The organism is Pseudovibrio sp. Ad46 (genome assembly GCF_001623065.1).
Classification (GTDB): Bacteria; Pseudomonadota; Alphaproteobacteria; order Rhizobiales; family Stappiaceae; genus Pseudovibrio.
Genome location: NZ_LMCG01000027.1, coordinates 132,997 through 145,372 on the forward strand (window position 1 = coordinate 132,997; position 12,376 = coordinate 145,372).

At 50.3% G+C, this 12,376-nt stretch carries 12 protein-coding genes; 6 read left to right on the forward strand and 6 right to left on the reverse strand.

Going from position 1 to position 12,376, the window contains the following annotated elements; translation table 11 throughout:
- Positions 1-5: 5 nt before the first annotated feature.
- The 5 genes from PsAD46_RS05725 to PsAD46_RS05745 form a co-directional block, all read right to left on the reverse strand.
- Positions 6-1,181 carry a UxaA family hydrolase gene (locus tag PsAD46_RS05725; protein WP_063306347.1) on the reverse strand — a complete coding sequence of 392 codons (1,176 nt, stop codon included), beginning with the start codon at positions 1,179-1,181 and terminating at the stop codon, positions 6-8.
- Complete coding sequence (locus tag PsAD46_RS05730; RefSeq protein WP_063286819.1) at positions 1,181-1,516, reverse strand: SAF domain-containing protein; 336 nt, start codon at positions 1,514-1,516, stop codon at positions 1,181-1,183. Before PsAD46_RS05730 ends, PsAD46_RS05725 begins: the two co-directional genes overlap by 1 nt.
- 304 nt (positions 1,517-1,820) lie before the next feature.
- The gene (locus PsAD46_RS05735; protein WP_063291388.1) at positions 1,821-2,198 is read right to left on the reverse strand and encodes a nuclear transport factor 2 family protein; all 378 of its coding nucleotides are present in this window, start codon (positions 2,196-2,198) and stop codon (positions 1,821-1,823) included.
- A gap of 60 nt (positions 2,199-2,258) precedes the next feature.
- Entirely contained in the window at positions 2,259-3,185 is a 927-nt protein-coding gene (locus PsAD46_RS05740; RefSeq protein ID WP_063291389.1) for a DMT family transporter, read from the reverse strand.
- Entirely contained in the window at positions 3,185-4,162 is a 978-nt protein-coding gene (locus tag PsAD46_RS05745) for a glutathione S-transferase C-terminal domain-containing protein (protein WP_208981685.1), read from the reverse strand. The genes PsAD46_RS05740 and PsAD46_RS05745 overlap by 1 nt, the downstream gene beginning before the upstream one ends.
- A gap of 108 nt (positions 4,163-4,270) precedes the next feature.
- Here PsAD46_RS05745 and PsAD46_RS05750 point away from each other — a divergent pair, with 108 nt between their 5' ends.
- Positions 4,271-5,215, forward strand: a complete 945-nt coding sequence (locus tag PsAD46_RS05750; RefSeq protein ID WP_063291390.1) for a LysR family transcriptional regulator — start codon at positions 4,271-4,273, stop codon at positions 5,213-5,215.
- Here the strand turns inward: PsAD46_RS05750 and PsAD46_RS05755 are convergent.
- On the reverse strand, positions 5,179-5,817 hold the full coding sequence (locus PsAD46_RS05755) for a TetR/AcrR family transcriptional regulator (protein WP_063291391.1): 639 nt from the start codon (positions 5,815-5,817) through the stop codon (positions 5,179-5,181). The two genes, PsAD46_RS05750 and PsAD46_RS05755, sit on opposite strands and share 37 nt — an antisense overlap.
- A 298-nt stretch (positions 5,818-6,115) precedes the next feature.
- Here PsAD46_RS05755 and PsAD46_RS05760 point away from each other — a divergent pair, with 298 nt between their 5' ends.
- The 5 genes from PsAD46_RS05760 to PsAD46_RS05780 all read left to right on the forward strand — a co-directional run bounded on the left by PsAD46_RS05760 (position 6,116) and on the right by PsAD46_RS05780 (position 12,364).
- Complete coding sequence (locus PsAD46_RS05760; protein WP_063306348.1) at positions 6,116-8,377, forward strand: TonB-dependent siderophore receptor; 2,262 nt, start codon at positions 6,116-6,118, stop codon at positions 8,375-8,377.
- A gap of 69 nt (positions 8,378-8,446) precedes the next feature.
- Positions 8,447-9,487 (forward strand): iron-siderophore ABC transporter substrate-binding protein, encoded by a 1,041-nt coding sequence (locus PsAD46_RS05765; protein WP_063291393.1) that lies wholly within the window; start codon positions 8,447-8,449, stop codon positions 9,485-9,487.
- Positions 9,487-10,536 carry an iron ABC transporter permease gene (locus PsAD46_RS05770; protein WP_063291394.1) on the forward strand — a complete coding sequence of 350 codons (1,050 nt, stop codon included), beginning with the start codon at positions 9,487-9,489 and terminating at the stop codon, positions 10,534-10,536. Before PsAD46_RS05765 ends, PsAD46_RS05770 begins: the two co-directional genes overlap by 1 nt.
- On the forward strand, positions 10,533-11,573 hold the full coding sequence (locus PsAD46_RS05775; RefSeq protein WP_063291395.1) for an iron chelate uptake ABC transporter family permease subunit: 1,041 nt from the start codon (positions 10,533-10,535) through the stop codon (positions 11,571-11,573). Before PsAD46_RS05770 ends, PsAD46_RS05775 begins: the two co-directional genes overlap by 4 nt.
- Positions 11,573-12,364, forward strand: a complete 792-nt coding sequence (locus PsAD46_RS05780; protein WP_063291396.1) for an ABC transporter ATP-binding protein — start codon at positions 11,573-11,575, stop codon at positions 12,362-12,364. Before PsAD46_RS05775 ends, PsAD46_RS05780 begins: the two co-directional genes overlap by 1 nt.
- The last annotated feature ends 12 nt before the right edge of the window (positions 12,365-12,376 follow it).

The window sequence follows — 12,376 nt, forward strand, 5'->3', positions numbered from 1 at the left end:
TTTAATTATTCTGCGGGGATGGAAAGCAAACGCTCGACGCGCTGATCTTTCTGAATGAGTGAGCAGTAAGCGTAGCCAAAGTCTTCGATGGCGGTTTTCTCGCCATTGATCACGCCTTCGAGTGTTTTCAGGATTTGTTCGGAGACATTCTCAAGGCTGTCTTCACCGCGCATGATGCCGGTTGCATCAATGTCGATGTCTTCATTGATCAGCTGACTGTTGCCACTGACGCGGATGACTGGAACAATCGGATTATTGAAACCAGCCCCACCAGTGGTCCAAAGGATCACCTGACAGCCGAGTGCTGCAAAATGCATCGCTGAGCCACCACAAAGCATTGTCGTTTCAGACAAGTACATGCCTGGAGCCTCTGGCTTTTCCAACTTAGTCGCATTGATGCGCAAGATATCCTGAATTGGCCTGGAGCCTGTTTTTGCAAGAGCGCCGAGTGACTTTTCTTCGATGGTTGTCAGGCCGCCAATGCTGTTACCAACACTCATGGTTTCAACCTGAGTGCCCTCAACGTGCCAACGCTTTTCTTCATCACTGATCAGCTGGTCGATCTTCTCAGAGACTTTTGAGGTGATAGCTCGTTCTTTGAGAATATGCTCACAGCCAAGCAATTCCAGAAGCTCACCGGCTACAACAGAGGCTCCCATATCAATCAGCTTATCCGCGGCAAGACCAACACTTGGGTTAGAAGCAATGCCAGAGCTGGTGTCTGAGCCACCACATTTGATACCCACCAGTAGCTTGCTGATTGGAGCATCAACCATCGGTGTTGCATCGGCATGCTCAACGATCTTGGCAATACGCTTCAACCCTTCGCGAATGGTCGAAACTGTTCCGCTTTCTTTAATGCAGGTGAGGGTCTCTACAGGACGCCCGGTTGCACGGATTGGCCCAGCCACAAGGTCAGGCGTAATGCTGCCACAACCCATATTGATCACCAGCGCCCCGGCGATGTTCGGGTTAGTCGCTGCGTTGATCATGGTGCCAATCATCTCTTCGTTGCCACCATACATGCAGGTATTGTAATTGGTGACGACAACAGTACCGGGCGTCTTCTCAGAGATCGCACGTGCGATGCCTTCTGCGCACTCATCGGCAGCGATAACCATGATGAGATTGCGGATGCCGACAGATCCATCTGCTCGCTGATAGCCTCTGAACGTCTGCATCAGTCCACCTCAATTTCCATTTGGGTGATGATTTCGTTGATCATCACCTCTGGAATATCCAGATTTAAGCTTCGAATGTTTTGAACGTGAGCAAGCTGGCCCTGAGGAACAGGTTTGATTGCTTTGCCGACTGCGACGCCGCCTTTAATCAGCTGGTCCTCTGGTTTCATGGGGCGCAGTGCGACTTTGTTGCCGAAGGGAATAGCTTGCAGAAGCTCCAGCTCTCCCAAGCTTTCGTTCTGTTCGGAGATCACCAGAACTGTCTCGCCCTTGCTGGCATTTTCCAGCAGGGTTGCAACATTGTCTGCAGCATTAAGGCGAAGTGCCTTGATCATAGTGTACTCCGTCGATTGTCCTACAATCGACTATTGCATAAAATACACATCAAGTCTTGAGAAAAATCAATATTGTCTGACAATCGAGGCAGTGGGGGAATTAATTATTAAAATTCAGCGACTTGGCTTTGAAAAATTTCGGGTGCTGGGGGCTGATGAATGTTCTCAGCTAGGAAGAACTAAGTAAAATCCAGCAGAAATACGGGCTTTTTTACAAAAAAAACACGGCGCAAAACCAAAAGCTTCACGCCGTGCCACCAAATGAGTCTCCCTGTTCTACCCAGGAAGGGATCAGCTATTTCCCCTAAAGTGGAGAAACGTCGACATAGACCTGATAGTCATAAATCAGAGTGTCATTGAGCTTCAAAACAGCTGAGAAAGGGATCTGGAGTGTGCTTTTGTCATGACGCGTATAATGCACCGCGCCTGTGCAAATGACTGTATCACCAATACTCCAGGCGTCTTTGAGTGTGTGTGACATAGCTGCGATGGATTGGAAAAAGGCTGTATTTGCATCGACAACCTGCTGGTAACCTGAAATCTCATCAAAATTCCCAAGTTGGAACCGTACGTCTTGTGCCAGAAAAGATCCGACAGCCTCAGCGCTCAAAGAGTCGACGGCTTGATAAAGCTTATTGGCAAAGTCGCGTGCATCTACGTGTGTCTTAGTGAGGGATGTCATTTTCTTTCCTATCGTTCTTTTAGGTTGGGAGAGTGGTTGCTGCATCTGAAAGGACAGTATTCAGGGAGCTCGAAGTTTCGTGAGTTGAATGTGTCCGTTTGTCAGTGCTAGCCCAAAGAACAGAACGGCAATAGCAGCGAAGATGGCCATGCTGATGGGTTCTGAAAACACCAGTGCAGCAACCAAAATACCTGAAACTGTGGCAAAATATCCGACTTGGCTGAAGCCAACACTGTCCGTTCTGTCTTGAATAAAGAACGTGAGAGCATAGCTCGCTGCACTAAGAAATCCGATGCCAAGGATGATCCACCAGATGTCCTGGATTGGCTCGACAAGCGCTGGCAGACTATCGCCAAGAAGAAGCAAAGGCAGCAGCAACAGCACTTGAGAGAACATGGTCCCGGTTGCAGTCCCAACTGAGGAGGCGTCTTTGGGATAGGCTTTGTTGCGGTAGATGTTTGCAATTGCCAGCGACATAGGCATGCCTGTCCCAATCAAAATCCAGATAGGATCAAACTGACTGACTTGAGCACTACTGAGTGTCACAAAACTAATCCCGGCAAGCCCAACCAAAATCCCGACAAGCCGCTGTGTTGCAATCAGCTTTCCGTCGACGATTGATGAGAGCACCGCCGTAATCAAAGGCGATAGAGTTACAAGAACAGTCAAAAGCCAGGCTGGAATATGCTGCAGGACTAGGTATGCAACCAGCGAAGGCACTGTGATCCCAAGGAAGCCATTGATGATGTAATACTTGATATGACGGCGTTTCAGCGAGAAGCTCTCATGCTTCAGATGAAGCAAGAGGTAGAGGAACAAACCCGCCAATAGTAACTGCGCAAATGTTGCGCTCAGTGCTGTGACCCCAGCTTTTGTCACAAGCTTGGCAAGTGCGTAATTAACGCCAACAATTGCCCCGATCAGGATGATGTAACCTGTTGGATTATTGTGCTTTCCAGTTTCCGTATAAGTTGCTTGACGATCCATTAGGCAACTCCTTTCTGGAAGACACCGGTTTGGTCACGACCGTGCGGTTTCAGAAGGTCCGGCTGCGGGCCAATTGAAACGATCCCTATGGGATTGAGATGACGGTGGCTGCGGAAATAATGCTCCCGCATACGTTGGAAATTCACTGTTTCTGCGATGCCAGGATGCTGGTAGAGCTCACGGAGATAAGAGCTGAGATTAGGATAATCTGTAATGCGTCGCAGATCGGTTTTAAAATGTGTCACGTAAACAGCATCAAACCGAATGAGACTAGCAAAAAACTTCCAGTCAACTTCGGTGATTTGAGCACCTGTCAGATAACGCCGAACACTTAGCTGAACCTCCAAAAGGTCAAGAGCTTCAAAGAGTTTAGAGACTGCAGCGTCATAGGCACTTTGAGAAGTAGCAAAGCCAGCGCGATAGACTCCAGAGCTCACGTTTTCCTGAATGAAGTCAGCACGTTCATCAATCTCACTCCGCAGTGCTGCCGGATAATAATTGGTGCTTGAGGAGGCCAGATCAGCAAAAGATGTGTTCAGCATCCGCATGATGTCCGCTGAATTATTGCTGATGATCTTGTTTGTCTTCTTGTCGACCAGGAGAGGGACCGTAAGCGCGCCGGTGTACTGGGGAAAGGTGCGTAAATAGACTTCAAAAATAAATGCGTCTCTTGGAACACCTGCTGCATCATCAAACAAGGTTTGGTCAATCTGCCATCCCTTATCCCCCATGACCGGATGCATCTCGCTGACAGAAATGATCCCCTGCAACCCCATTAATGATCGCATCACCATCACACGATGGCACCACGGACACGCATGTGATGTATAAAGATGGTAGCGATCTTCTTCCGCAGGAAACTCAGCAGCCACATTCGGTTCTATCCAGTTACGAATATCGCTGCTGATAGGGCGATAGGTTCCGTCACTACTTTTGGGTTTTTCATGCAGTTGCCCATTGATCAGCATCATAGCCATCGGACTGTCCTCTTCTTCTGAAGAGAACTTAATTGGTTTCCGATTTTATGATAATCATCTAATATGGAAACTTATTGGTGAGTAAAAGAGAACAACAAAGATAGGCAAATGGAACATATAGGTGCACTACCCGTTTTCGTAACGGTGGTTGAGCAAAAGGGATTTGCCGCTGCTGCTCGGCAACTCGGTGTCTCTAAGTCAGCTATCAGCAAGCGTATATCCTTGCTGGAGGAGCATCTTGGAGCTCGCCTTCTCCACCGCACTACTCGCAACATCAGCCTTACGGAAGCAGGAGAACTTTATTACACTCGTGCCGTAGACGCTTTGACTGCAGCGCAAGAAGCAGAAAGCGCTGTCGCACAGCTACAGGGCAAACCAAAGGGGCGACTAAAGATAAACGTTCCCATGACATTTGGCCGACTTCACATAGCTCCTCTGATCTCTAAGTTCCTCAAGAATAATCCAGAAATCAGCATTGATATGATCATGGAAGATCGCTTGGTTGATTTAGTTGATGGCGGATTTGATCTGGCAATCAGAGGAGGGCGCCTTCAGGACTCGTCCTTGATCGCTCGAAAAATAGCACCTTGCCGCAACGTGCTGGCAGCCTCTCCGGGGTATCTGGATGAGTTTGGAATGCCAGAAAACCCGGAAGATTTGCATCACCATAACTGCCTGCATTACGCATACTTTAGTGACCAGCAAGAATGGACATTAGAGGGTGCAGACGGGCCCATCAAAATCGAAGCCTCTGGAAATTTCCAGGTTAACAATGGCGACGCCCTCACAGTTGCTGTTTTAGGCGGTTGCGGAATCGGTCGACTGACCACCTTTGCAGCAGGTGATTATCTGAGATCAGGAGAATTACGCCAAGTCTTGCCGGAATACATCCTACCAACCCAAAACATGTACGCCGTCTACCCCGCCCGCCAATACCTCCCCACTAAAACCCGCAGCTTCATCGACTTCATCTCATCAGAAATCGGTGGCGATGAACCTTACTGGGATGACGGGCTCTACTCCTCCAACCTCTCAACATCAAACACCAGATAGAGCAGGTTTTTGCACCAGTGCATGACGGTTTTGCGTTCTTGTTCGTCTGCTGTGAGGGCGACGATGTTGAGGCAGGAGACGCTGATGAGGTTTTGGAGATAGGCGAGGCGGTGCGGGTTGTTTGGGAGTTGGCGGCCAAACTTTTCCTGGATACGGATGAAGCGTGCCAGAATTTGGTCCATGTGCGCTTCTTCTAGCTCTGACAGTTCTTTGGAGGAATTCATGGAGCGGCGAAGCTGCCAATGGCCTGCAGTGTTTGCTTGTGCATTGATTGCCATTTGCTCGAACATATCATCGATATAGTCCCGGATTGGCTCACTGCCATCATAGCGTGCATCCAGGTCATCCAGTCCGGTCAAAGCGTTTTCCAGCCAACGGCGAAACAGCTCATAAAGAATGGATTGCTTGTTGGGAAAGAAGTTGTAGAGCGACCCTACACTGACGCCAGCACGGCGGGCAATCTCATTGGTGTTGATCTTATCAACCTGACCTTCGCTCAGCATATCCAGTGTTGTCTGCAGGATAAGTTCGATTTTTTCTCGTGAGCGTTGTTGTTTGGCTTTCTTTCGCAAAGCGAGTGATTGCGCGTTCATGGATGGCATGGGCTGGCTGTCCTTTGTAAAGCTCGCTTTCCCGTGTTCTGCACAACAAGATTTCCGGTGGCAAGCCCTTAAGAAACAAATTAGCAGATATACTCACTGAATAACTTGACTTATAAAGTCATATTATTTATTGGAGTCAAAATCGAGTGATTGCTCAACTTTTTGGTCATTAGATCGGAAGTTGCTGTTAATTCTAAAAGTATTGAAAAATCAAATGATTGAGCTCCAACCAAATTAAACGTCAAGCCAGAAGCCAGACACCTTTGGAGCGATTATCAGTGGAATAGGTGTTTAAAACATGGGCATCCACTACAAGTCTGCGCTTCTGTCTGGCCCCTCTATTAGCTTGCTGCTGTTTGCTGGAATCGTGAATGCGCAAGAGGCGGGTCCTCCCAATCAAGATCTGGATGAAGTTGTTGTATACGGCTCTTCCGTTGCCGAAGACGCGTTGGCGCCGACCCTAGGTTATGTCCCAACTGAGACAGCGAGTGCTGGCCGTATTGGTTTGCCGATCGAGGAAACACCACGTTCTGTTTCGGTGGTTTCCTCTCAGCAGATGGAAGATCAGGGCGCCGAATCTATTGTAGATGCGATTTCCTACAGCGCTGGTGTTGTGCCTGCGATCTACGGATTTGATCTTCGTTACGATAACTATGCAATTCGTGGTTTTGAAAGCGCTGTTGGTGGGCTTAATTACCGCGATGGGTTGCCGTTGCGAATTTTTGCCTGGGGTGGCTGGAACATTGAGCCGTTTGGTGTCGAGCGCGTTGAAGTGTTGCGTGGCCCGTCCTCCGATTTGTTTGGTGCGAACCAGCCAGGCGGCCTGGTCAACACTGTCACCAAGCGCCCGCAAGAAGATTTTTCTGCGATTTTGCAAGCAACCTATGGAAACAATAACCGTAAACAACTTGCTGCAGACGTAACAGGTTCCCTCTCAGAAGGTTCTCCAATCAGCTATCGGTTGGTTGGAGTTGGCCGTTTGTCAGATACTCAAGTAGATCATGTGAATGATGACCGGTTCTATTTTGCTCCATCTATAACTGCGAAGCTTGGCGATCAAACCAAGCTTACATTGCTTGCTCAATACCAGAAAGATTTTCAGGGTGAGAGCTGGCAGATACTACCGCAACATGGAACTCTGCTCTCAAATAGTCAGGGTAGTTTCGACTACGACACATTTGCCGGTGATCCGGATCGCAAGGGGCTGAACCGTGACCAGCATTATGTTGGTTATGAGTTCGAGCATGCTTTTGCTGATAATTTGAAGGTTCTTCAAAAAGCACGTTTGGCCTACAACAAGATCAGTTATGACGGAGCCTATAATGGTGGGGCTTTGAATCTTGATGGTACGCCGGGCGTAGACACCGTTGTGTTAATTGCTAATGAGGTGGAAGAAGAAGGTTGGCAGGGTTCCGTCGATACATCGGTTCTCTATGATGCCAACTTTGGCGCGGTGGACACTCAATTCCTCTTTGGTCTTGATTTTTACAAGGGCAATTCTGATGCGGATTTAGGAAGCGGGTACACAGGCGAGAAAAATCTCTTTACTGGCAAGAAGACAAATCTTTTGCCTAGCCTTTTACCTCCTTCAAGCGCCTATCTTGTTGGTCATTACACCGGATACCAGAACCAGTCGGTTACACAAACAGGCCTCTACGCTGCCGCCAACTCAAAAATCTATGATAACTTCCGGCTCGATGTGAACTTGCGTCATGACTGGCTCGAAATGGACACCCAGAGCCTTCAAGCTCAGCCTGGGGCTGTTCGAACTCATGAAAAGACTTATGACAGAGCATTTACTGGGCGTGTTGGTCTATCATACGTGAGTGATTTTGGCCTCACTCCTTATGCAAGCTACGGAACGTCGTTTGATGCGCCGCCGTCTGGGGTTGATAACGTAACCAAGACGGTGTTTGAGCCTGAAACAGCGAGGCAAGTTGAAGTAGGTTTGAAATACTCGCCAAGCGATTTCAATGGCTTGTTCACATTAGCTGCATTCCAAATTACAAAAGACAATGCTGTGATCGCTGATCCAGAATACTTGCTTGGTAATACTCAAGTGGGCGAAGTTGTGGTCAAGGGATTGGAAGCAGAAGCGTCTGTTGAACTGTTCGATGGCTTCTCCGCTTTGGCGAGTTACTCCTACTTGAATTCTGAGATTACCAAATCTGATAAGTCAAATTTGGTTGGAAATCAGCTTGAACGTATTCCTGAGCACTCCGGTTCATTTTGGTTGAAGTATGATTTCAATGAAAGCAGTAGGCTTGATGGTCTCAGTATTGCAGCAGGAATGCGCTACTTAGGTGAGCGTTACGGTGATGTAAGAAATTCGATTGAGTTGGATCCTGTGAGCTTGTTTGATGCGTCCGTAAATTATCAATACAAGAATTTCAAAGTATCTTTGACAGGCAAAAACCTGGCGGACAAATCTTACATTAGCCACTGCGGTAAGGCTGTACTTTCCAGTTTCCCGTTGCCTGCAGGTATAGATGTGGACTCCCACAATTGCACATATGGCAAGGGACGTGAGCTGCGGTTGCAGTTGATGAGTACTTTCTAGAGCTTCTCAATCAGTAAATACGGTGATGCCACGGGCTTTTCAGTCCGTGGCTGGTTTTGTGAGAGTGACATGCAAACCATCCACGCAGGCATCAAAAAAATGAAGCTGCTGTTGTACTACACTGTGCTGTGTCTTGCCGTGCCTTTGCTGTGCCTTCAGCAGACGACAGCAGCTGAATTTCCAGCAGTGTTTGAACATCAGTACGGGACAACGACGGTCACTGCAGAGCCTAAGCGGATCGTTTCTGTCAGCTTCATTGGGCATGACTTCCTTCTGGCGTTGGGAGTGAGGCCGGTAGCGCTTCGGCGTTGGTATGGTAGCTACTCGAGTGGTGTCTGGCCTTGGGCGCAACCTGCTCTGGGGGATGCCAAGCCGACAGTCATGTGGGGTGAGATTAATGTGGAGCAGATCGCTGCTCTGAAACCTGATCTGATCCTGGGTTTGTGGTCTGGAATGACCCGTTCTCAGTACAAGATACTTTCGCAGATTGCGCCGGTTCTCGTGCCTGAAGAGCACTTCGGGGATTACGGTACGCCGTGGCAGCAGATGACGCGCACGATCGCGAAAGCTGTTGGACAACCTGAAAAAGGTGAGCAGGTGGTGCTGGATCTGGAAGCGCGCTTTGCGGCCATTAAGAAACGCAATCCGGCTTGGCTCGGCAAGTCTGCTGTGGTTGTGTGGCCGGGAGATATCGGGGCCTATCCCTCCTCAGACCTGCGAGGCCGTTTCCTGAGGGATCTTGGGTTTGTTGCCTCCGAAAAAGTAGAAGCGCTTGTTCGCAGTGATCTTTTTTATGTTCGTGTCTCGCCAGAGGATTTGGATCCGATTGATACGGATGTGCTGATCTGGCTCGACTTTGGCTCAGGTGCCTCCCAAATCAACGCTTTGCGGCTCCGACCAACAATGCGCGTCTACAATGAAGGCCGTGAGGTGGTGGCGACGCCTATGATCGCTGCTGCCCTCTCACATTCCTCACCGCTCAGTCTGAGCTTTGCTTTAGATCAGCTGGAACCACTGATCGCAGCGGCGATTGATGGCAACCCGGCAACACCTGTTGCAACTTCGGTTGAAGCAGGCATCACCCGTGCACAGCAAATGGAGGGGCAGTGATGTTTGCTGAATCCGCTCAACGAGTTGGGACTGGTGATAGTCTTGCTAACTCCGGTCAGTCTCGTGGTGGCTGGTCACTTGCGTTTGTAGCCATTTTGATTGCTTTGTCTGTGGTGTCGCTTGGTGCAGGTGTGCGGGCAGTTCCACTCTCGGCAATCAGTGATGCTTTGCTGGCAACTGATCTGAATAATCCGGATCATATTGTGATTTTGGAAATGCGTGTGCCGCGGCTCATCGGTGCGCTGTTGATTGGTGCATCTCTGGCAATGGCTGGTGCCATCATGCAGACCGTAACCCGCAACCCGCTGGCTGATCCGGGACTGTTCGGTGTGAATGCCGGTGCCTCCATGGCCGTTGTGCTTTCCATTTGGGGACTTGGCATTTCAGCTGCCGGAATGTTCATCTGGCCTGCAATGGCTGGTGCATTTGTGGTGAGCATTGCGGTGTACGGGCTTGCCAATCTGGGGCAGGGCGGTGCCAGCCCTTTGCGTATGGCTTTGGCTGGAGCTGCTGTCAGCTCGTTCCTTTTGGCATTGGTGCGCGGTGTATTGCTGGTCAGCCAGCAAACGCTGGAGACCTATCGCTTCTGGGTCGTTGGGTCACTGCAAGGTGTGAAGCCGGAAATCCTACTCCAACTCTGGCCGTTCTTTGCAGTTGGTTTTCTGGCCTGTCTTATTCTTGGGCGTTGGCTCAACGCTTTATCGCTTGGTGAGGATTTAGCGAAGTCCCTTGGCACCAAAATGGGCCTCGTCAAAGGACTGAGTTTGTTTGCCGTGGTCTGCCTTTCGGGCGGGTCCGTCGCATTGGCTGGGCCAGTCGCGTTTGTAGGGCTTATTGTGCCGCATGTTGCACGACGTTTTAGTGGAGCGGACAGCGCTTGGTTGCTGCTGTTCTCAGCTCTGCTGGGCGCGCTATTTGTGCTTTCGGGAGATATCCTTGGCCGAATAGTGCTCGAAGGCCGCGAGTTGCAAATTGGGGTCACAGTGGCCTTGGTCGGTGGCCCGTTCTTCATCTACCTCATCAGAAAAACAAGGATGATGTCTCCATGAAATTGCTCAGTCATCATCTCGTCATTCCGCTACCCGGTGGTGCATTGCTCATGCGCAAGCGCAGCGCTGTGGTTGGTATAGTCTTGCTAACACTCAGCCTTATTTCGGTGATTGCTGCGCTTTGGCTTGGAGCCTATCCCATCGCGGCAAGCCGCATCCTTCCGCTGTTTTTCAGCGGGGAGGGCGGTGTAGACCAGCTCATCCTGCTGGATGTGCGGATGCCGCGTATTCTCGTTGGGGTGTTTGTGGGCGGTCTTATGGGCATGTCCGGTGCAATCTTTCAGGCACTTATGCGCAACCCGTTGGCATCACCAGATGTGCTCGGGTTCAATGCAGGTGCTGCGTTTGGCGCATTACTGACGATCTTCCTGTTTGGATCGGCCGCCTACGTGTTCTGGGGTGCTGTGGCTGGTGGTGTGCTGACGGCGCTTCTTGTTGTTGCACTGTCCTGGCACCGCGGCTTGGATCTGTTCCGGTTGATCATGGTTGGCATTGGTATTGGGTTCACCTTGCTGGCATGCGCTGACTTCCTCATGTCGCAGCTTGATATTCAGCGCGCATCTGACATGGCCAAGTGGCTTGTTGGCAGCCTTGGGCAAGTGCAGCGCGAAGATATTGCTCCTGTTGCTGTTGCATTTGTGGCTTTGGGCTCACTGGGTATTGTGTTGCAGTACTTTTTGGACAGGCTCGCCTTTGATGAGGATCTGGCAACCGGGCTTGGTCTTAAAGTGAATGGCCTTCGACTGCTCATGGTTGCTGTTGCTGTGGTCATGACCGCGACAGCTGTCGCGGTTGCTGGCCCAATTCCCTTTGTGGCGTTCGTCTCCGGCCCCATAGCACGTCAGCTTTCCCGGACTCCATCATCAGCGCTCATCCTTGCTGCTGGGATTGGCATTCTCGTCACTTTGTTATCTGACACCGCAGCACGCACATTGGTTGCAGCCTTCCAAATGCCAACCGGTGTTTTTACAGCTCTGATCGGTGCTCCCTATCTCATTTGGTTGCTTGCCCGGCAGGCGAAACGGAACCTCATCTAATGCTTGATCCTAAAGAACACACACCGTTAGAGGCCAGGGGTCTTGGGCTTTCGTTTGGATCTCATAGTGTCCTGAAAGACTTTAACCTGACTATTCCAAAGGGGCAGATCTCTGTCGTAATCGGCCCCAATGCCTGCGGAAAATCAACGCTTCTACGATCATTAGCCCGGCTGGAAAGGCCGAGTGCTGGCACTGTATTGCTGGATGGCAAATCCATCCATAAGCAGCCCACCCGCGAGGTTGCCAAGCGTCTTGGCATATTGCCCCAGATGCCTGTCGCGCCTGAAGGTATCACCGTCGGTGATCTGGTAAGCCGAGGCCGCACGCCTCACCAGTCTGTTTGGCGCCAATGGTCCCGGCAGGACGAAGTGGCCATTCAAAATGCGATGGATATGACAAAAGTGACTGAGCTGCGAGACAAGCCTTTCAGCTCGTTGTCAGGTGGGCAGCGTCAACGTGTGTGGATTGCGATGGCTCTGGCACAGGAGACCGATCTGCTGTTGCTGGATGAACCAACAACCTTTCTTGATCTCGCCCACCAGATTGAACTGCTTGAGCTGTTGAAGCGATGCAATGGAGAACAGCAGATGACAATCGTTGCTGTGTTGCACGATATCAACCTCGCAGCGCGCTATGCCCACCATCTCATCGTGATGAAGGGTGGGCAGATTGAAGCGCAGGGCAATGCAGCCGAGGTCATCACACAAGACATCATGAAATCAACCTTCGGTCTGGAATGCTACGTGATGCCCGATCCGGTGAAGGGAACCCCGCTGGTTGTTCCAGCTTGATGCCAACAATAT